General features: G+C 71.2%; 14 protein-coding genes. 4 read left to right on the top strand and 10 right to left on the bottom strand.

Annotated features, from left to right (window positions below; all coding sequences use genetic code 11):
• Nucleotides 1-52 precede the first annotated feature (52 nt).
• The 3 genes from AC07C1_RS17785 to clpX all read left to right on the top strand — a co-directional run bounded on the left by AC07C1_RS17785 (nucleotide 53) and on the right by clpX (nucleotide 2845).
• Nucleotides 53-658 (top strand): ATP-dependent Clp protease proteolytic subunit, encoded by a 606-nt coding sequence (locus AC07C1_RS17785; protein ID WP_478940410.1) that lies wholly within the window; start codon nucleotides 53-55, stop codon nucleotides 656-658.
• A 69-nt stretch (nucleotides 659-727) separates the two neighbouring features.
• A complete protein-coding gene (locus tag AC07C1_RS17780) occupies nucleotides 728-1393 on the top strand; it encodes an ATP-dependent Clp protease proteolytic subunit (RefSeq protein ID WP_478939985.1) in 666 nt (221 codons plus the stop codon).
• Between the two features lie 168 nt (nucleotides 1394-1561).
• The gene (clpX, locus tag AC07C1_RS17775; protein WP_478939983.1) at nucleotides 1562-2845 is read left to right on the top strand and encodes an ATP-dependent Clp protease ATP-binding subunit ClpX; all 1284 of its coding nucleotides are present in this window, start codon (nucleotides 1562-1564) and stop codon (nucleotides 2843-2845) included.
• 135 nt (nucleotides 2846-2980) lie between these two features.
• On the opposite strand, the gene AC07C1_RS17770 is transcribed toward clpX, so the two are convergent.
• From AC07C1_RS17770 to AC07C1_RS17725, 10 genes are all read right to left on the bottom strand, one after another.
• Nucleotides 2981-4714, bottom strand: a complete 1734-nt coding sequence (locus tag AC07C1_RS17770; RefSeq protein WP_478939981.1) for a 2-isopropylmalate synthase — start codon at nucleotides 4712-4714, stop codon at nucleotides 2981-2983.
• Between the two features lie 73 nt (nucleotides 4715-4787).
• Entirely contained in the window at nucleotides 4788-6233 is a 1446-nt protein-coding gene (locus AC07C1_RS17765; protein WP_478939979.1) for a DHA2 family efflux MFS transporter permease subunit, read from the bottom strand.
• Nucleotides 6230-7393: an AMP-binding protein gene (locus tag AC07C1_RS17760; RefSeq protein ID WP_478939977.1), complete on the bottom strand. Its 1164-nt coding sequence runs from the start codon at nucleotides 7391-7393 to the stop codon at nucleotides 6230-6232. The genes AC07C1_RS17765 and AC07C1_RS17760 overlap by 4 nt, the downstream gene beginning before the upstream one ends.
• A complete protein-coding gene (locus AC07C1_RS17755; RefSeq protein WP_478939974.1) occupies nucleotides 7390-8397 on the bottom strand; it encodes an ATP-grasp domain-containing protein in 1008 nt (335 codons plus the stop codon). The genes AC07C1_RS17760 and AC07C1_RS17755 overlap by 4 nt, the downstream gene beginning before the upstream one ends.
• An 8-nt stretch (nucleotides 8398-8405) precedes the next feature.
• On the bottom strand, nucleotides 8406-9203 hold the full coding sequence (locus AC07C1_RS17750) for an alpha/beta fold hydrolase (protein ID WP_478939972.1): 798 nt from the start codon (nucleotides 9201-9203) through the stop codon (nucleotides 8406-8408).
• A 5-nt stretch (nucleotides 9204-9208) separates the two neighbouring features.
• Entirely contained in the window at nucleotides 9209-10705 is a 1497-nt protein-coding gene (locus tag AC07C1_RS17745; RefSeq protein ID WP_478939970.1) for a class I adenylate-forming enzyme family protein, read from the bottom strand.
• On the bottom strand, nucleotides 10702-11382 hold the full coding sequence (locus tag AC07C1_RS17740) for a class I SAM-dependent methyltransferase (protein WP_478939968.1): 681 nt from the start codon (nucleotides 11380-11382) through the stop codon (nucleotides 10702-10704). Before AC07C1_RS17740 ends, AC07C1_RS17745 begins: the two co-directional genes overlap by 4 nt.
• A 21-nt stretch (nucleotides 11383-11403) precedes the next feature.
• Nucleotides 11404-12654, bottom strand: a complete 1251-nt coding sequence (locus AC07C1_RS17735) for a phosphoesterase PA-phosphatase (RefSeq protein ID WP_478939967.1) — start codon at nucleotides 12652-12654, stop codon at nucleotides 11404-11406.
• Between the two features lie 148 nt (nucleotides 12655-12802).
• On the bottom strand, nucleotides 12803-16972 hold the full coding sequence (locus AC07C1_RS17730; protein WP_478939965.1) for a non-ribosomal peptide synthetase: 4170 nt from the start codon (nucleotides 16970-16972) through the stop codon (nucleotides 12803-12805).
• 344 nt (nucleotides 16973-17316) lie between these two features.
• On the bottom strand, nucleotides 17317-18258 hold the full coding sequence (locus AC07C1_RS17725) for a hypothetical protein (protein ID WP_478939963.1): 942 nt from the start codon (nucleotides 18256-18258) through the stop codon (nucleotides 17317-17319).
• Between the two features lie 137 nt (nucleotides 18259-18395).
• On the opposite strand from AC07C1_RS17725, the gene AC07C1_RS17720 reads away from it, so the two are divergent.
• Nucleotides 18396-21020 carry a valine--tRNA ligase gene (locus AC07C1_RS17720; RefSeq protein WP_478939961.1) on the top strand — a complete coding sequence of 875 codons (2625 nt, stop codon included), beginning with the start codon at nucleotides 18396-18398 and terminating at the stop codon, nucleotides 21018-21020.
• The last annotated feature ends 131 nt before the right edge of the window (nucleotides 21021-21151 follow it).

Here is a 21151-nt window from a genome sequence, read left to right as displayed (position 1 = left end):
GAGACGGCCCGGCGCCGTCGTAAGACGAGCAGGTGGATACGTGACGAATCTGATGCCCTCAGCCGCCGGCGAGCCTTCCATCGGTGGTGGCCTCGGCGACCAGGTCTACAACCGGCTGCTCAACGAGCGGATCATCTTCCTCGGCCAGCAGGTTGACGACGACATCGCCAACAAGATCACCGCACAGCTGCTGCTCCTTGCCGCCGACCCGGTCAAGGACATCTACCTCTACATCAACAGCCCCGGCGGCTCGGTGACGGCCGGCATGGCGATCTACGACACCATGCAGTACATCCCGAACGACGTGGTCACGATCGCCATGGGCATGGCTGCCTCGATGGGCCAGTTCCTGCTCACCGGCGGCGCCGCCGGCAAGCGCTTCGCGCTGCCCCACGCCGACATCATGATGCACCAGGGCTCCGCGGGCCTCGGCGGTACGGTCTCGGACATCAAGATCCAGGCCGAGTACCTGCTGCGAACCAAGAAGCGCATGTCCGAGCTGACCGCGCAGCACTCCGGCCAGACCGTCGAGGCGATCATCCGCGACGGCGACCGCGACCGCTGGTTCACCCCGGAAGAGGCCAAGGAGTACGGTCTCATTGACGAGATCATCACGCACGCCTCGGGTGTTCCGGGAGGCGGCGGCACCGGTGCCTGACCGGCCCGGCCACGCCACGCACCGCCGAGACCCCAGCCCCCAGAACGCCACCAGGACGGTGAACACCCCATGAGCAACTTCCCCGGCGCCGCCAGCGGCACGTACGAAGGGCCCCGGCCCGAGAGCCGTTACGTCATCCCGCGCTTCGTCGAGCGCACCTCCCAGGGCATCCGCGAGTACGATCCGTACGCGAAGCTCTTCGAGGAGCGCGTGATCTTCCTGGGCGTCCAGATCGACGACGCCTCCGCCAACGACGTCATGGCGCAGCTGCTGTGCCTGGAGTCGATGGACCCGGACCGGGACATCTCGATCTACATCAACAGCCCCGGTGGCGACATGACCGCCCTCACGGCGATCTACGACACCATGCAGTTCGTGAAGCCCGACATCCAGACGGTCTGCATGGGCCAGGCGGCCTCCGCCGCGGCCATCCTGCTCGCCGCCGGTACCCCGGGCAAGCGCATGGCGCTGCCGAACTCCCGTGTGCTGATCCACCAGCCGGCCGGCTCCACGGGCCGTGGCCAGCTCTCCGACCTGGAGATCATCGCCAGGGAGTTCACCCGGATGCGTGAGCAGCTGGAAGACATGCTGGCCAAGCACTCGAACCAGCCGCTCGAGAAGATCCGCGAGGACATCGAGCGCGACAAGATCCTCACGGCCGAGGAAGCGCTGCAGTACGGCCTCGTCGACCAGATCATCTCCACCCGCAAGCTGAACAACTCCGAGGTCCGCTGACCCGGAGGACGTACTTTCTGCCCCTCTTGGCACGGTGCACGTCAAAGTGAACCCTGCCAAGGGGGGCCCGAACACCGGGCCCGGCAAGGTACCGTCGGACATAAGGCAGCACCAGGAGCCGCTGGACCTCCGGGTCCAGTCGTCTCCCAGGCGAAGGGGAAGCACACCGTGGCACGCATCGGTGACGGCGGCGATCTGCTCAAGTGCTCGTTCTGCGGCAAGAGCCAGAAGCAGGTCAAGAAGCTCATCGCAGGTCCCGGTGTGTACATCTGCGACGAGTGCATCGACCTCTGCAACGAGATCATCGAGGAAGAACTCGCGGAGACCAGCGAGGTCCGCTGGGAGGAGCTGCCGAAGCCCCGCGAGATCTACGAGTTCCTCGAGGGCTATGTGGTCGGCCAGGAAGCGGCCAAGAAGGCGCTCTCCGTCGCGGTGTACAACCACTACAAGCGGGTCCAGGCGGGTGAGAACGGCGGCGGGAGCCGTGACGACGCCATCGAGCTGGCGAAGTCCAACATTCTCCTGCTGGGCCCCACGGGCTCCGGCAAGACCCTCCTCGCGCAGACCCTGGCGCGGATGCTGAACGTCCCGTTCGCGATCGCCGACGCCACGGCGCTGACCGAGGCGGGCTACGTCGGCGAGGACGTCGAGAACATCCTCCTGAAGCTCATCCAGGCGGCCGACTACGACGTCAAGAAGGCCGAGACCGGGATCATCTACATCGACGAGATCGACAAGGTGGCCCGCAAGAGCGAGAACCCGTCGATCACCCGCGATGTCTCCGGTGAGGGCGTGCAGCAGGCCCTGCTGAAGATCCTCGAGGGCACCACGGCCTCGGTCCCTCCGCAGGGCGGCCGCAAGCACCCCCACCAGGAGTTCATCCAGATCGACACGACGAACGTCCTGTTCATCGTGGGCGGTGCCTTCTCGGGGCTGGAGAAGATCATCGAGTCCCGGGCCGGCGCCAAGGGCATCGGCTTCGGCGCGACGATCCTCTCCAAGCGTGAGCTGGACGCCAAGGACGTCTTCGAGGACGTCATGCCGGAGGACCTGGTCAAGTTCGGCATGATCCCCGAGTTCATCGGCCGCCTCCCCGTGATCACGAGCGTCCACAACCTGGACCGCGAGGCCCTGCTCCAGATCCTGGTGGAGCCCCGCAACGCCCTGGTCAAGCAGTACCAGCGCCTCTTCGAACTCGACGGTGTGGAGCTGGACTTCGAGCGCCAGGCGCTGGAGGCCATCGCCGACCAGGCCATCCTCCGCCAGACCGGCGCCCGCGGCCTGCGCGCCATCATGGAGGAGGTTCTCCAGGGCGTGATGTACGAGGTCCCGTCCCGCAAGGACGTCGCCCGCGTGGTCATCACCGCCGACGTGGTCCTCTCCAACGTCAACCCGACCCTGATCCCGAGGGACGCACGGGGGCGGGGCTCGGGCGAGCAGAAGACGGCGTAACAGCCCCGTACGACGCCGAAGGGGCGTCCCGGCCGGAATACCTCGGCGGGGACGCCCCTTCGGCGTGTCGGCGACGCTCAGGCCGTCGCTCAGGCGGTCGCTACGGCGACGTGTCGGCGACGCTCAGGCGGCCGCTCAGGCGGCCGCTACGGCGCCGGAGCGGTGCAGGGCGGTGCACACGGCCCTGAGCGAAGCGGTCTCCGTGTCCGGCGCGAAGCCGCAGCCCCAGTGCGGCCGGCCGTCGACAGCGCAGCGCACGTACGCGAGGGTGCCCTCGACCCCGGCCAGGGTGATCCGCTGGCGGCTGTGCTCCAGCACCTCCACCGGCCGCCCGTCGCCCCCGAGCGCGTCGGCGAACGCGGCCGGCACGTCCGCGCCCGAACCGCTCACCGCGTGGGACTCGCCGTCCACGGCGACCTCCGCCTTCAGCGCGGTCACCCCCGACGGCCCCGCCGACGTCTCGTACCACAGCAGCACGACCCGCGGGGCTTCGGGCAGCAGCTCCCCCGCGAACACCGTCCACAACTCCGCCGCCGGCACCTCCCGGCCCTCTCCGTCGGACAGAGCCTGTACCAGGGCCGACACCTCCGCCTGGAGTCCGCGGGGCAGCCGCAGGCCGTACTGCGAGCCGAGGAGGAAGTCCACAGCGCCCTTCCCCGACTGGCTGTTGACGCGGATGATCGCCTGGTAGGAGCGCCCGATGTCCCTGGGGTCGACGGGCAGATACGGCACGTCCCAGCCGAACTCGGCCAGTGGTACGCCCCGTTCCGCCGCATCCCGCTCCAGCGCCCTCAGCCCCTTGTTGATGGCGTCCTGGTGGGAGCCGGAGAACGAGGTGTGCACCAGCTCACCGGCGTAGGGGTACCGCTCGTGCACCCGCATCCGGGTGCAGTCCTCCGCCGCCTCGCGGACCGAGTCGATGTCGGAGAGGTCGACCTGCGGGTCCACGCCCTGCGTCATCAGGTTCAGCGCCAGGATGACCAGGCAGACGTTGCCGGTGCGCTCGCCGTTGCCGAACAGGCAGCCCTCGATGCGGTCCGCCCCGGCGAGCAGCCCCAGTTCGGCGGCGGCCACCCCGGTGCCACGGTCGTTGTGCGGGTGCAGTGACAGGCACACGTGTTCGCGCCGGGTCAGGTTCCGGCTCATCCACTCGACCTGGTCGGCGAACAGATTGGGGGTCGAACACTCCACCGTCGACGGCAGGTTGAGGATGATCTCCCGGTTCCGGTCCGGCTCCCACACGTCCATGACGGACTCGCAGATCTCCAGCGCGAAGTCCAGCTCCGTCTGCGAGAACGACTCGGGCGAGTACTGGAAGCCGATCCGTCCGGGATGCCGGTCGGCCAGCTCCCGGCAGAGCCGGGCGTGGTCCACGGCCAGCCGGACGACACCCGCCCGGTCCGTGCCGAAGACCACCCGGCGCTGCGTCGACGAGGTTGAGTTGTACAGGTGGGCGATGGCCTGCGGGGCCCCCTCCAGCGCGTCGAACGTGCGCCGTATCAGGTCCTCGCGGGCCGGCACGATGGCCTGGACGAGCACGTCCTCGGGGATCTCCGCGTCCTCGATCAGCCGGCGGACGAACGCGAACTCGGTGTCGCTGGCGGCCGGGAAGCCGACCTCGATCTCCTTGTAGCCCAGCCGCACCAGCAGCCGGAACAGGCGCGTCTTGCGTTCCAGGTCCATCGGGACCGGGAGGGCCTGGTTGCCGTCCCGCAGGTCGGTGGAGAGCCAGCGCGGCGCCCGGGTCAGGCGCCGCGCCGGCCAGGTGCGGTCGGCCAGGTCCACCGTGGGGGCCGGCCGGTAGCGCGCGTACGGCAATGAGGTGGATCGCTGCCGGGGGAAGTCCACCGGAAACGTGTCTTTGCTCATGAGCTTTCTCCTCGTAACGGATGTGCTCGGCTCATGGGGGCACGGCGAACCGTCCGGCGCTTCCTCGGGCCGGTCAGTCGGTCTCGCTGCCCGGTTGCTGCCTCCGGGCCACCCGCAGGGCGTCGGGGCCGCAGGCCAGGGCCCCGATGGCGATGGCGCCGATGGGCAGGGCCATGCCGAGCCGCAGGGCGTCGGCATAGGCGGCCGACGCGTCCGGCGCGCGGCCCGCCATGCGCTGCTCGATCAGCAGGTTGACCAGGGTCACCGCGATGACCGGACCGAGCTGGCGCACGGTGTTCAGCACGCCGGACGCCGCCCCCGCCAGGCGGGGCGGCATCCCGCGCATGGCGACCGCGGCCATCGGGGCGATGAGCAGGCCGTTGCCGAGCCCGATGACCACCATGGGCGGCAGGAACCGGGCCCAGGCCGTGTCGACGTCCATGACCATGGTCGTCCACACCATGCCGATGACGGTCAGGACCAGGCCGGCCAGCAGGATCGAGCGCGCCTCGAACCGGTCCGTGAACCGGCCGGCGAACGGCGCGAGCGCGGTCGAGATCAACGCCGGAGGGGCCAGGGCGAAACCGGCACGCAGGGCGCTGAAGCCCAGCACGGACTGGAAGTACAGGGTCAGCAGCAGCATCAGCGCGATGATCCCGAAGGCCACGGAGGCCGCCACCACCAGCATCGCCGCGTAGTTCCGGTCCTTGAACAGCGCGAACGGCACGAGCGGCTCCGACTCCTGCCGGCGCCGTTCGTGCACCACGAACCCGGCGCCGAGCACGAGCGAGGCGGCCAGCTGGACGAACACCCAGGGTGCCCAGTCGTAACGCTCGCCCTCCATGAGCGGGAAGGTGAGACAGAACAGCCAGGCCGCGGACAGGACGATCCCGCCCAGGTCGAGCCGGTGCCGGCGGTCGAAGCGGAGGTCGGGCACCGCCAGCAGGGTCAGCACGACGGCCGCGGCGCCCACCGGGACGTTCACATAGAAGATCCACTGCCAGCTCAGCGCGGTGACGAGCACACCGCCCAGGGAGGGGCCGACGACGGCGGCGACACCACCGACGGCCCCCCACACCCCGAGCGCCAGCCCGCGCCGCTCCGCCGGGAACAGGCTGACGATCATCGACATGGTCTGCGGCAGCAGGAGCGCGGCACCGAGGCCCTGGAACGCGCGTGCGGTGATCAAGGCCCCGATGCTGTCCGCCAGACCGCAGACCAGGCTGAACACCGTGAAGACGATGACGCCCAGGAGGAAGAGCCGGCGGGGACCGTACAGGTCACCCAGCCGTCCCGCCGTGATCAACAGGACGGCCACCACCAGGACATAGGCGTTGACCGCCCACAGCACGTCGCCGAGCGACGCGCCTAAGTCCTGCCGGATGTCGGGGATGGCGATGTTGACGATCGACACGTCGAGCATCGTCAGGAAGAAACCGAGGGCGAGCACGATCAGGCTCGTCCATGGATTCGTCCGCCACCCTTGTGGTGCGTTGGCCTTCTGCTGGACTGATGTCATGCGTCCCTCCACAGAGCCGGTGGCACCTTGTTGGTGCGCTCCACCCGGCTGATTCTCCCCACTCGACGTGCCGTGATCGAGCCCGGATAGCGCGCGTGCACGGCGGCCAGGTGGTAGAACGCGGAGGTCAAGTGCTGCCGTACGTCGTCGGGTTCGGCGCCGCCGGTGAACTCCAGGGTGAGCGCGGTGGCCGCCTTCAGCTCGTCGGTGGCCCGGGTCAGCACCAGCTGGGCCTCGTCCACGCCGGGCAGCGTACGGGCCCGGGCGAGTACCTCACCGACGCTGAACAGGGCACTGCGCAGACTTACCGCGTCGTCGGCACGGCCCAGCACCCGCAGCGCGTCCGGCCGGCCGCAGCGGCACTCGGCGGCCGCCAGCCTGTCCCCGAGCCGGTAACGCACGGTCGGCATGGTCCAGCCGTCCCCGATCCGGGTGAGCAGGGCGCCCGCCTCCTCCAGCTCCAGCACCTGATCCGGCATCAGATGCAGCGTCTGCAGGTCGCAGGCCGGGGTGTTGGTGCCGATGATGTACGTCTCCACGGAGCCGTAGTTGGCCCAGAAGCCCGCGTCGGGGAAGGCCTTGACGACAGTGCTGTGCTTGGCGTCCGTCCAGGGCTCGGCCATCCAGATGATGCCGCGGACCGGCAGCTGTTCGCCGGCCAGCAGGACGCCCTCGGCGAAGTCCGCGAGCGCCGTCGGAGTGCCGGCGAGGGTATCCACGCCGATCTCCCGGAACAGGGCCAGCCAGCCGCCGACGTCCTCCGGGGCGAACGGCCCGGAGGGTACGACGGTGCAGCCGACGTGTTCGGCGAGGGTCTGCATGTAGTAGTGGGAGGCCCACAGGCGGCCGGGGTTGAACAGGTTGAGCATGACGCTGTCCTGCGTCAGCGGCCGCCACTGCTCCAGCAGCCGCCCGCACGCCTGGTGGTAGGGCACGTACGTCAGCTTCGGCTTGCCGGTGGTGCCCCCGCTCGACATCACGACCGCGCCCCGCCCGGGCGCCGCCTGCCGGGTGACCTCCAGGATCTCCTTCGGGCCGGTCACCGCCAGATCGGCCAGCCGGGAGGCGCCCGCCGGCACCTGGGCACCGCCACGGGTCTGCAGCTCCCGGGCCCGGGCCAGCACGTCCTGCCAGGCCAGGTCGCCTATGACCGCGGTCATGCGGCGGCCTGCGCTCGCTCGGCGATCCAGCGGGCGTGGGCGGCGATGTAGGCGCGGAAGCGGCCCTCGATGACCAGGCGCTGGATCTTGGCGACCTCCTCGGTGGGGGCGTAACCGCACGCCCCGTCCGGCTCGACCTCCGACAGCCAGAACTGCTTGCCGTCCCACAGGAAGTCGGCGCAGAAGTACGGCATGTCCAGCTTGCCGGCGATGTAGTCGATGGAGCTTTCCAGCTCCTCGGGCAGCTCGGGGTACTCCAGCCGCCCGCCGTTGACCAGGTTGGCGGTGAGCGAGGCGCCCTGCGGGATGCGCTGCAGCACCGTGTGGGCCTTGCCGTCGATGACGTACACCCGGAAGTCGTTGACACCCTCGCCGAGGTAGGGCTGCACGACCAGAGCCGTGTCGGCCCCGCCGGCCAGCCCGATGACACCACGCAGCTCGTGGTCGTTGCGCACGAGGCACACACCCTGCCCCATGCCCCAGTAGGCGGGCTTGACCAGCAGGGGGTACGTGAGGCCGGCCAGAGCGGGCTCGTAGTGCCGGCTGATGGAGTCGCGACCCGATCCGATGCGGACGGTGGGCACCCGGGGGACCGGGCAGTCCCGCAGGAAGAGCATCGTCGCCATCTTGTCGGTCGTGATGTACGACATGTGCGGGTGGATCGGCAGGTAGAACCCGGCCTGTTCCAGGATCGAGTACGCGAAGAGCTGGTTGCAGACCTCGGGAACCTGGTGCGGCAGCGACCACAGCGAGGTCACCAGGATGGTGTCCTCCGGGGTGATCCGCTCGCCGTCCAGGAAGACGCCGGGCTCGCCGTCCGTGGTGGCGTCGACCGCGAGCGCCTCGGCTTTGTGCAGGGACATCCGCAGGCCGCAGTCGGCGGCGATCTTCGTGTACGTCGTCCAGATGGCAGCGGCCTCGGCCTCCCGCTGGCGCAGGGTGCCGCGGTCCGGGTAGATCCAGCACAGTCGGCCGGCCGACTGCCCGGGGGGTGCTTCGGTCATGGCGGGGTTCACCTTTCCGTCGTCTCAGGGGCCAGGAATGCGCGGACCGTGCCGCAGAACCGCTCCGGCTGCTCCAGGAAGCAGAGGTGTCCGGAGTCCTCCAGAAGCTCCAGCCGGGCCCGCGGGAACGCCTTGGCGAGCCAGGTGCCGACCTCGGGCGGGTAGACCTGGCTGCGGGCGCCGTGCACCAGCAGGGTCGGGACGTCGATCCCGCCCACCCGGGGGCGCCAGTCCTCGCGCAGGACGTCACCGAGCAGCCCGCGCAGAGCCGCGGACGAGGTCCGCCGGGCGCGCTCCACGAGCGGTTCCACCACGGCCGGGTCCGGTGCCGTACCGGCCGCGAAGGAGCCGCGCACCAGGTTCTCGGCGACCGCGCCCGGGTCGGCGGCGGCGCTCTCCAGCAGGGCGGCGGCGCCCTCGGCGTCGAGGGTGCCGAAGGCGGCGTACGTCCAGCCGTCCTCGGCGAGCAGCCACGGCGTCTGCTCGACGGAGACGAGCGCCCGCACCCGCCGGCTGCCGTACTGCTCCAGATACGTCCAGGTGACGGTTGCGCCCAGGGACCAGCCGAGCAGGGTCACGTCCTCCAGGCCGAGTGCGTCCAGGACCTCGGCGAGACCGGCGGCGGCCCCGGCGAGGGTCGGGGCGTCACCCGCGGGCGAGCCGCCGTGGCCCGGCAGGTCCACGCTCACCACCGTGTGGTCCCGGGCCAGGCCGGCCACGACGGGGGTGAAGAAGTCCTTGTCCGCGCCGAGCCCATGGACCAGCACCAGCGCGGGACCGCTGCCGGTGCGTTCGTGGTTCAGCATCCGCTTCACCCACCCGCCCGGTTGCCGGTCAGTGCGAAGCGTGTCCGCAGCCGCGGCTTGTCGATCTTGCCGACCGGGGTGCGGGGAATCGCGTCGACCACGTGTACGGCGGCGTCCAGGCCGTGCCCGCAGAGCACCGCCTCCACCTGCTTGAGCGCGTCCTCCGCCGGCCCGTGCGGGGCCGGCCGGACCACCACCACGACCCGGTCGGTGCACTGCCCCGGGTCGACCGGCAGCACCACGGCCTCGGTGCCCGGGCAGGCCTCGGCGATCTCGGCGTCCAGTACCGGCGCGAGGACGGGCCCGCCCCGCGCGGCCAGGACCTCGGAGACCCGGCCGACGATACGGAACCCGCCGCCCGGCACCGCCTGGGCGACGTCCCCGGTCCAGAACTCGCCGTCCCGGAAGGTGCGCGCGTTGGCCTCGTCCGCGAACAGATAGCCCTCGCTCGTACAGTCCGAGCGCAGCACCAGCTCACCGGTCTCCCGGACCTGCTCCGACAGCGGCGCGATCCGGGCACCCACCCCGCCCACCGGCACCATCGCCCCCGACGTCTGCACCTCGTCGGCCATGTTGCCCAGCGCGATGCCGAACTCCGTGGAGCCGTAGATCTGCCGGATGCGGACGCCCAGCACGTCCGCCGCGTCCCGCACGACGGCCGGGCTGAGGTAGGCGCCGCCGCACAGCGGCCTGCGCAGCGCCGACAGGTCCGCGTCCGTCCGGACCCGCGCGGCCTCGACCAGGCCCGCGTAGTGGCTCGGCAGGGCGCTCATCACGGTCGCCCGCTCCTCGTGCAGCCGCCGCAGGTGGTCCTCGGCCGCCGCACCGGGGTCGGCCAGCACCAGCCGCGCCCCGCTCAGCAGCGCGGCGAAGACGTGCAGGTCGGTGGCGTGGGCGACGTCCAGCGGGTGGCGGCAGTAGAAGACGTCGCCGGCCGTCACCCCGGTGTCCGCGATCCAGCGGCGCCGCTCGGTGACGAACTTGTCCTGCCGCCAGACCATCATCTTCGGGAACCCCGTCGACCCCGAGGTCCACAACTGCCGGAACAGACCCGCGTGCGGCTGCGCGGGCAGCGGGGCGGGCGGCGCGGCGGAGCCGTACACGGCCGGCAGCGGGACCGTGCGCACTGCTTCCGCCGCGGCGTGGTGCGGCCGGTCGGCCACCAGCAGCACGGGCCGGGCCAGTGCCAGGGCGCGGGCCGTCTCCTCGGAGGTGAAGTCACCCATCAGGGGCACATAGCGGGCGCCGAGCCGGGCCGCCGCGAGGATCAGACCGACGTAGCGGGCGCTGTTGGGCAGGGCGAAGGCGACGGTGTCGCCCTCGCGCACCCCGTGGGCGTGCAGCCCGGCGGCGAGCCGCTCGACGAGCGGCAGCAGTTCGCCGTAGCGGACGTCGCTCCCGTCCACGTCGGTGATCGCGACGGCGTCGGCACGCCGCGCGGCGGTGTCGGCCACCGCCTGGCACAGCACCGCGCCCGCACGGCCGGTAACGGTGTCCGTCATGCGGCGACCCAGGCGGCGTAGGTGCCGTAGCGCCAGTCCTTGGCCAGGCAGTCGACGTGGCTGAAGCCGACCTTGCGCAGCCACTCGAACTGCATCTCCAGGGTGGCGCAGATGTCGATCTTCATGCGCTCCTTGCCCGCCTCCCACTCGTCGGGCGGACACTGCTCGCGCTGGACGTGCGCCTCGTGCTGGTAGTCGTACATGGCGTCGACGGGGGCGTTCGGACCGCAGAACTGCTCGACGTTGACGAAGACCCCCTGCGGGGTGAGGACCTGGTGGATGCGCCGGAACAGGTCCTCCTTCTCCGCGTGGGTGAGGTGGTGGATCGCGAGACCGGAGACGACCGCGTCGAACGGCCCCTGCGGCAGCGGGTCCTTCATGTCGGCGACCTGGACGGTGACGCGCGGGTTGTCCGCGAACCGCTCCCTGGCCTTCTCGAGCATCACCGACGAGTGGTCGACGAGGACGAGTTCGGCGTCGGGGAGCCGCTCCAGCAGGGCGCCGCCGAGCAGCCCGGTGCCGGCGCCGAGGTCAAGGATGCGGGCCCGCTCGGGCACCGTCTCCACGACCGCGTGGACACCGCTGGCGTAGATCAGGTCGAAGGAGGGGATGAGCTTGCGCCGCATCGAGTCGAAGGTGCTGGAGTTCCAGATCTCGGGCTTCTTGGCCGTGGTCATGGCGTGATCTCTCCGTTTCTCTCAGCTGAACAGGCGGGGGAGGTTGGCCAGGTGGTGGGCGGCCACCTCGCGGCCGAGTGCGGCACCGGTGTCGTCGGTGTTGCGGTAGTGCACTCCGGCCCGGACCCGGGCGTCGACGGTGTCCTCGGCGAGCTGGCTCCAGCGGGTGTAGGTGCGGCTCACCAGGCCCGGGAAATACGGGTTGACGAGGGTGAACGGCTCCGCCGAGCGGGCGCCCGCAACGGCGTTGAGCACGGCTTCCGCGGCGCCCGCGAAGCAGGCGTGACCACTGGGATATTCCGGATGCGGCGGGGTCGGGATCAGCGGCGTCCACTGGTCCTGGCCCCGGGAGCGCAGGGCGGTGACCGGACGCCAGAAGGCGTAGAAGTACTTGGCCTCCTGACAGGCGATCTGCGTGTCGACGGAGGCGGTGTGGAACACGGCCAGCAGACCGACCCGCGTGCGCAGCGGGCGGGTCACGTCGGCGGCCGCGTGCCGTACCGCCTGGGTGAAGGCGCTGAGCGCGGACTGCGCCCAGATCTGCGCCGTGGTCGTCTGCTCCGCGGTCCGCGCGGTGCTGTCGGCGGCTCCCATCGCGCGCACCTCCTCGAGGTCCCGCAGGAACAGCCCGGAATCGAGCACGGGCGGCGGTCCGGGCCGCAGCTGTGCCCCGTCGCGCAGCAGGAAGGGCCGCGCCCCGCCCTGGCCGGCCTGGATGGCGGCGGCGTATCCGGGTGGGGTGGGCTGCCATACGCCGGGGGCGGCCGGCGGCGGGGTCCAGGGCACGTTGATCGACGCCTCGTCGAGGCCGTCGCCCGTGCGGTCCCGCAGCAGCCGGGCCGCTTGTGCGCGCCCGGCGTCCGCGCCCTGCTGCCGGGAGGCGCCCGCGGGCAGCGTGCCGAGGGTCCGGGTGAGTTCGGCGTCCAGTGCCGCCGCCTGGCTCGGGAGCAGCGCCGCCAGCGCGTCGTGCACGGCGGTGGCGGTCGCCGCCCGTTGGGCGACGTCGGAGGTCAGCGGCCGGACGGCCCGGGCGGCAGCCAGCCAGGCGACGGCCCAGGTGCGGGAGTCGATGACCGGGGTCAGCGGGGTGCCGGCCGCGGCGATCGCCCGGCTCGTGGCGTCGTACCAGCTGAGAACCACGTCCTCGCCGCCGTCGCCGGTGCCGTCGAGTGCCGCGGCCACGGCCGGGCGTTGCAGGGCCCACGAGGCCGTGGCACCGAGCGTGAGGGTGAGTGCGGTGCGTCGGGACATGCTGAAGTGCGTGCTGCGCATTCGATTCCTTTTCGACGGGTCGTGCGAACGCGGATCACGGAACGTGTGGACGGACGGCCCCGGCGTCGGGGCGCGTGGCGGGCTCCGGCACCATGAGCGGACCGGACCGGGCGGCGGCGCGGGACCGCCGCCGCGGCTGCGCCGGGGTTCAGCACCAGAGCGCGGAGTTGAAGTACGGGTCCTGGTCCGGACGCCGGCTGGCGATCCGGTGGGCGACGAGTTCCGCGAGGCCCTGCGTACCCTCGGGGGACATGACCGAGTAGTGGTCCCCGTCCATCAGGCACGGCTTCACATCGTCGTCCAGGCACTCCTCCAGCGGGACGAGCCCGGGGAACGTCCGGCCGTCGCTGCCCCGCGCCCGCACCAGCAGCAGCTTGCCGGGAGTCCCGGCCGGCCGGTGGGCCTCCAGCAGTGCCGAGTTGCTCGCGTACACCTCGAACAACCGGAGCAGGTCCTCCTCGGCCAGCGGCCCGCCCAGCAGACCGGCGGCCACCACGGACTCCTGCACGGAGAGCAGACACCTCGCCCGGTCGACCCCCTCCGACAGGGCCTCCGGGACGTGCGCCCGCACGTCCGCGCCCTGGGCGAGGTCGGAGAAGAAGCCGGTGACCCGTTCCCGGAAGGTCGCCGGTGGTACGCCGGGACCGCCGGTGAAGGAGTCGATCGCCGTCACCGACGCCACGGACCGGCCCCGCGCCCCCAGCTGATCGGCCAGGCCGACGGCGATGGTGCCGCCCATCGACCAGCCGACCAGGTGCAGTTCACCGTACGGAAGGGCCTCTTGCAGCGCGCTCGCGTAGCCCGCCACCAGTTCCGCCATGTCGCCCGCCGGACGTTCGCCCGGCAGCAGGCCCGGGGCGCGCAGCCCGTGCACGGCGGTGCCGGCCGTCATCGGATGGGCGCCCAGCGCCCGTACCAGCCGCTCGTAGCACAGTACGTCGCCACCGACCGGGTGCACGAGCACGAGGTGGCGCGGGGCACCGGTCTCCTCCTCGGCGTCCTTGATGCGCACCAGCGACGAGACCGACTGCCGCACCTGCCCCTCGCCCCGCCCGAGTTGGGCGGCCTGCTCGGCGACGGTGCGCCCGCGCATCAGGGCGGCCAGCGGCAGAGCGCGGTCGAACGTCTCCCTGATCCGGTGGAACAGGCGCACCGCCAGCAGGGAGTTGCCGCCCAGGGCGAAGAAGTCGTCCGTGACCCCGTGCACTTCGGTGCCCAGCATCTCCTGCCACAGGGCCAGCAGCCGGCTCTCCTCGGCGGTGCGCGGTGCGACGACCGCCCCCGGCCGGCCGCTGGACGTCCCGGTCGTCCCGGCCGCGGAGGTGAGCCGTCCCGGCAGCGCCTTGCGGTCCACCTTGCCGTTGGAGCTGAGCGGGATCTCGTCCAGGGTGTCGATCGTGGCCGGGACCATGTACGACGGCAGCTGCGCGGTCAGGCGGGCGCGCAGGGCGGCGGTGTCGGGCCGGGTACCGGGCACCGGAGTGACGAACGCCGCCAGGTAGGAGTTGCCCGGGGCGCCCGCGACCACGGCCACCGCCGTCTCCACGTCGGGCTGTGCCGCCAGCCGGGTCTCGATCTCGCCCAGTTCGATGCGATGTCCGCCGATCTTGACCTGGTCGTCCTCGCGGCCCAGGAACTCCAGGGTGCCGCCCGGCCGGTAACGGGCCCGGTCACCGGTGCGGTAGAGGCGTTCCCCGGTCACGGGGTGGGCCAGGAAGGAGGCCTTCGTCAGCTCGGGCGCGTTGCGGTAGCCGTCGGCGAGCCCCGCGCCGCCGATGTAGAGGTCGCCGGGCACCCAGACGGGGGCGTCGGCCAGCTCACGGTCGAGGACGTGCATGCTCTGGTTGTCGAGCGGATAGCCGTACGGCACGCTCGACCAGCCCTCCGGCTGCCGCTCGGTCCAGAAGTGGTTGGACCAGATGGACGCCTCGGTGGCGCCCCCCATGGCGAGCACCCGGGCGGACGGGCACACCCGTGCGATGCGGTCCAGCAGCGGCAGCGGGATCCAGTCGCCGCTGAGCATGACGAGCCGCAGCGAGCCGAGCACGTCGGCGGCCCGGTCGCCGAAGTACTCGAGGGTGAGCTGCAGCAGCGCGGGCACCGAGTTCCACACGGTGACCCGGTGGCGCCGGCACAGCTCCCCCCAGCTCTCCGGGTCGGGGACCTCGCTCTCGGGCGGGACGACGACGGTGCCGCCGGTCCCGAGGATCCCGAAGATGTCGAACACGGACAGGTCGAAGGCGAGCGAGGAGATCGCGAGCACCCGGTCCGCGCCGTTCAGCCCCAGCCGTCCGGCCAGGTCGCGCAGCGTGTTCGTCGCGGCCCCGTGCGAGATCACCGCGCCCTTGGGGGTGCCGGTCGAGCCGGAGGTGTAGATGACGTAGGCGGTGCGCGCCCGGTCGCCGCCGAGCCCGTCGGGCGCCGGGGCCGGGCCGGCCGGGGTGGCGGGGTCGGGGACGCCGACCACCGGAAGGCCGGCGAGTCCCTCCTGCGGTGCGTCCGGGAGAGTGACCACCGCCGCGGCACCGCTCTGCCGGAGCACCTCGGCAACCCGTGAGGGGGGCCAGCTCGGGGCCATGGGCAGATAGGCTCCGCCGGCCCGGAGGATGCCGAGTACGGCCACGCTCTGCTGCCAGGACCGGGGCGTCCGGACGGCGACGAGGTCGGGCCGGTCCGGGTCGCGGCCGATGCCCGCGGCGCGCAGCCGTTCCGCCAGGACGCCCGAGAGCCGGTCGAGTACGGCGCCGCTCAGGGCGCGTTCGGCGTCGACCACGGCGACCGCGTCCGGGCGGCGGCGCAGCTGGTCGAGGGCGGCCTCGTGCAGTTCACCGTCGAGGCCCTCGGTCGCGGTGTCGTTGGCGCGCCGGCGCTCGGCGAGCTGTTCCTCGGGCAGCGGTGCGGGTTCGCTGCGGTTCCAGGCGCGGCCGTCGCCGGCCAGCTCCGTCAGCCGGCGCAGATGGTAGGCGGCGAGATCGTCGATGAGGCCCGGCGGGAAGCTCGCCGGGTCGTGGTCGAAGTTGCACACCAGGTCGCCCGACTGCTCGTAGACCTGGTGGTCGAGCAGGATCTCCGGGGTGCTGATGGCGCTGTGGACGAGTGTGGCGCCCGGCAGGTCGAGGCGGAAGCCGTCGGTGATGCCCTCGACCAGGTCGAGTCCGCTGCTGAAGACCACGGGGACCGGGTTGCCGCTCTCGCCGCGCCGCCGGTTCAGCCTGCGCCCGACCTCGACACCGGAGACCTCACCGGCCTCCAGCGAGGTGTAGAGGTACTCGTTGTAGGCGTGGCAGCGTTCGCCGAAGGACCCCTCCTGCGGGTCGTACGGGACGATCACCGTGGAACCGCCGCACCCCCACATGCGCTGGGCGCCGGGCCGGCCGGCCGGCCGGTGCGAGGCGAGCACCGTGAGGCTGCCGGAGCGGCCGCCCGACCAGCGGAGCAGGCACTCCACATACAGACCGAACAGGGCCGCGCCGGGGGACAGGCCCGCTTCGGCGGCGTGCCGGCGGAAGCTGTGCCAGGTGTCGGGGGCGAGGCGGTGCCCGGTCCGGTGCAGGGCCTTCGGGGCGGCGGCGCCCCGGCCGTCGCCGGCCGCGGCCCGGACCTCGTCGACCGCCGGAAGGCGGGGCAGGTCCGGTGCGGGCGGAAGGGAGGCGAGCCGCTCGTCCCACTGACCCGAGGCCGCTGTGTAGGCGGCGGAGGACATGCGGTCCTCCTGTCCTCGGAGGTATTCCTCGAAGGTCAGGGTTTCCGGTTGCGGCCGGTACGCGGGATCCGTGTAGCAGCGGACGAGTTCCGCGAAGAACAACTGGATGGTGACACCGTCGAATGCGGTCAGCCGGAGGGCGATCTGGAGATGGGAAGATTCGTCCGGCAAGCACACCAGGCGTATGAGAAAGGGCAAGCCGGTCTCGTGCCCGGGGACATCCGAGGGAATGGCATCGCGGAGTCTTGAGAGCTCTTCTCGCGCGGCGTCCGGGGCCGACTGCGAAAGGTCGCACAGGACGAGTGGGGAGGGGTTCTCGTCGGTGTCCGGCGGTGAAGTGAAGGATTGTGTCCCGTCGGCGGCGATCCGCAGCCGCAGTGCCGGGTGCGCCTGCCGCATCCGGGTCAGCGCGTCGCGCAGGCGTGCGGTGTCCGGGGCGGCGTCGGCCGGGAAGCGGTACTCGTGGATGTAGAGGGCCGGTGCGGCCAGCGGGCCCCCGCCCTGCTCACCGACGAAGTACGCCTGCTGGAGATCGGTGAGCGGATGACCGCCGTCCGGGCTGTCCGGCTGTTCGCTCAGTAGCGAGCTGAGTTCGGCGATGCAGGAGCGGATCACTGCCCTGGCACGTTCGTCGATACATCGCTCCAAGGCCCGGGAAGTGGGCTGGATGTTTCTGAGAAGATCACTTTCTTCGTTGTGCGCCATGGACACATGACCCCCTGTTGGGATGTCCGAAAGCGGCTGTCGCCGAAGTGGTGAGAAGGTGACCTTAGTCGCTTGTACAGGGGGACGCGGTGCGGCCCGAGCGAAAGTCAAGCGGGGCTGAAGACGGATTCGAATCCGTGGCCTGCTCCCGCCTCAACGGGCGGCGGCACCACCGCGTTGATCGGTGGTGCCGCCCTGTTCTTGCCCGAGGCGCCGCGTTGATCGCGCCATCGCCCGCCGGAGCGTGGAGCGCGTCAGGCCTTGACGCGCACCTCGGCGCGGAACTTGGCCGCGAGTTCCGCGTCGGTCGCCGGATCGCTGCTCTTGCCCGCCGCGAGGCTGATGATGTCCATCGGCATGACGAGGCCGAGGGTGCTGTGGTCGCCCCAGATGCAGATCGTCATGGTCACGTCCTTCGGCCCACCGCTGCTCGCGCCGGTGGGGGCCTGGGCCTGCTGGCACTTGAGGACCGCGCCGTCGAGCCCGGCCGGCTCGTACGCCTTCGGCTCGCCCTTCAGGGTGACGTCCTTGCTGTCACTGTCCTTCTGGGCCTCGGTCTTCATGTACGCGAACATCGCGTCGACCGTCTTCTCGGGGTCGTCGATCGTGCCGTAGACGCCGCCGAACTGGATCATCTTCTGGCTGAGCGGGTTGTCCTTGTCACCGGACGTGTACTGGGCACTGACGTCGTGGGGACCGTGCACGCCCCACTTCTCGGCGTCCTTGAGGTCGTCCTTCGTCATCGTGCCGCTGTCGGTGTCGCCCCGCTTGTACTCGGTCAGCACCGTCGCGGGCGTCGTCAGCTTGTGCGGGCCGTCGTCCGGGACGCCCCCGGCGCTGCTGCCGCCCCCGCCGCCGACCACGAAGTACACGCCCACCGCCACGGCGGCCACCACGGCCACCGCGCCGATGATCAGGCCCGTCTTCTTCTTCCCCCCGCTCGGCTCCGGCGCCTGCGGCATGCCGTAGGGCTGCTGGCCGTAAGGGCTGGGCTGCTGCGGCACGCCCTGCTGCGGGTAGCCGTACCCGGGCTGCGCGGGAGGGGCCTGCTGGGGGTAGCCGTAACCGGGCTGCGGGGCCTGCGGCTGCTGGCCATAGGGACCCGGCTGGCCGTACGGACCGGGCTGCCCCTGCTGGCCGTACGGACCCGGCTGCTGGGGCGGGCCGCCGTACGGGCCCGGCTGGTTGCTGCTCATTCCTGCGTTCCCCTCCAGGAGCTTATGTGTTCCTGACATCCTGGCCCAGACCCGGGAAACGCACGGCACCGGGGGGCGCACCGTTACAGAACAAACGCGTTTCGGGACCACCCCGTAACACCTCTAAACTGACCCCCGTGACCGAGAACGCTCAGCAGCAGCCACCCGCGCCCGACTCCGAACTGCCGACCCAGTACGCGCCGGCCGATGTAGAGGGGCCGCTGTACGAGCGCTGGGTAGAGCGCGGTTACTTCGAGGCGGACGCGAAGAGCGACAAGCCGCCGTACACGATCGTCATCCCGCCGCCGAACGTCACCGGCAGCCTGCACCTCGGGCACGCCTTCGAGCACACCCTCATCGACGCGCTGACCCGCCGCAAGCGCATGCAGGGTTACGAGACGCTGTGGCAGCCCGGCATGGACCACGCCGGTATCGCCACGCAGAACGTCGTCGAGCGCGAGCTGGCCAAGGAGGGCAAGTCCCGCCACGACCTCGGCCGGGAGGCGTTCGTCGAGCGCGTCTGGCGGTGGAAGGGCGAGTCCGGCGGCCAGATCAGCGGGCAGATGCGGCGGCTGGGCGACGGTGTCGCGTGGTCCCGTGAGCGCTTCACCATGGACGAGGGGCTCTCCCAGGCCGTCCAGACCATCTTCAAGCGGCTCTACGACGACGAGCTGATCTACCGCGCCGAGCGCATCATCAACTGGTGCCCGCGCTGCCTGACCGCCATCTCGGACATCGAGGTGGAGTACCAGGACGACGACGGCGAGCTGGTCTCGATGAAGTACGGCGACGGGGACGACACGATCGTCGTCGCCACCACCCGTGCCGAGACGATGCTCGGTGACACGGCCGTCGCCGTCCACCCCGACGACGAGCGCTACCGGCACCTCATCGGCAAGCTCGTCAAGCTTCCGCTGACCGACCGCTCCATCCCGGTCGTCGCCGACACGCACGTCGACCCGGAGTTCGGCACCGGCGCCGTCAAGGTCACCCCGGCCCACGACCCGAACGACTTCGAGATCGGCCAGCGGCACGACCTGCCGTCCATCACGATCATGGACGAGCACGCCGTCATCACGGCCCACGGCCCCTTCCAGGGCCTGGACCGGCTGGAGGCCCGCTCGGCGATCGTCGCCGCGCTGCGCGCCGAGGGCCGGATCGTCGCCGAGAAGCGGCCGTACGTCCACTCCGTCGGCCACTGCTCGCGCTGCAAGACCACCATCGAGCCGCGCCTGTCCATGCAGTGGTGGGTCAAGGTCGGCCCGCTGGCGAAGGCCGCCGGCGACGCCGTCCGCGAGGGCAAGGTCAAGATCCATCCGCAGGAGATGGAGAAGCGGTACTTCGACTGGGTCGACAACCTCCACGACTGGTGCATCTCGCGGCAGTTGTGGTGGGGCCACCGCATCCCGGTCTGGTACGGCCCGAACGGCGAGGTCGTCTGCGTCGGCCCCGACGAGGAGCCGCCGGCCGGCGAGGGCTGGCACCAGGACACCGACGTCCTCGACACCTGGTTCTCCTCCGGCCTGTGGCCGTTCTCCACCCTCGGCTGGCCCGAACAGACCGAGTCGCTCGCGAAGTTCTACCCGAACTCCGTCCTGGTCACCGGCTACGACATCCTCTTCTTCTGGGTCGCCCGGATGATGATGTTCGGCCTGTACGCGATGGACGGCACCCCCCCGTTCCACACCATCGCCCTGCACGGCATGGTCCGCGACCAGTTCGGCAAGAAGATGTCGAAGTCCTTCGGCAACGCGGTCAACCCGCTGGACTGGATGGACAAGTACGGCTCCGACGCCCTGCGCTTCACGCTGGCCCGTGGCGCCAACCCGGGCGTCGACGTCCCGATCGGCGAGGACTGGGTCCAGGGCTCCCGCAACTTCGCCAACAAGATCTGGAACGCGACCCGCTTCGCGCTGATGAACGGCGCGACGGTCGAGGGCCCGCTGCCGGAGCCGTCGGCGATGTCGGCGACGGACCGCTGGATCCTCTCCCGCCTCAACTCCGTCATCGCCGAAGTCGACGCGTTCTACGACGACTTCCAGTTCGCCAAGCTCTCCGACGCCCTCTTCCACTTCGCGTGGGACGAGGTCTTCGACTGGTACGTCGAGCTGTCCAAGACGACGTTCCAGGCGGGCGGCGAGCCGGCCGAGGTCTCCAAGCGGGTCCTGGGCGAGGTCCTGGACGTCACCCTCAAGCTGCTGCACCCGGTCGTCCCGTTCGTGACCGAGACCCTCTGGACCACCCTCACCGGCGGCGAGTCGCTCGTCGTCGCCGAGTGGCCCGCGGACAGCGGCTTCCGTGACGCGGCCGCCGAGCAGGAGATCGGGACCCTCCAGTCCGTCATCACCGAGGTGCGCCGCTTCCGCGCCGACCAGGGCCTGCAGCCGGGCCAGCGCGTCCCGGCCCGCCTGGCCCTGGACGGTACGGCGCTGGCCCCGCACGAGGCGGCCATCCGCCAGCTGCTGCGCCTGCAGCCGGAGGGCGAGTCCTTCACGGCCACGGCCACCCTGCCGGTCGCCGGCGCCGAGGTCGCCCTCGACCTGTCAGGCACGATCGACGTGGCGGCCGAGCGCAAGCGCCTCGCGAAGGACCTGGCCGCCGCAGAGAAGGAGAGGGCCCAGGCCACCGCCAAGCTCGGCAACGAGGCGTTCCTGGGGAAGGCCCCGGAGAACGTGGTGGACAAGATCCGCACGCGTCTGTCCAAGGCCGAGGAGGACATCGCGCGCATCCAGGCCCAGCTGGAGAAGCTGCCGCCGGCGTAGCCACGTCCACGGCGACGAAGGCCCCCGGAGCCGATGGGCGGTTTCTAGGGATCGTCGCAACACGTGGTCGGTTGTGTCAGACGGCGAGCAGTTTATGCAGGCGCTCGGCTGGGGTTTCCCAGCCGAGCGTT

Source organism: Streptomyces sp. NPDC045022 (genome assembly GCF_056432605.1).
The sequence above is the reverse complement of the archived record's forward strand: the minus strand, read 5'-3'. Positions and strand labels throughout refer to the sequence as shown.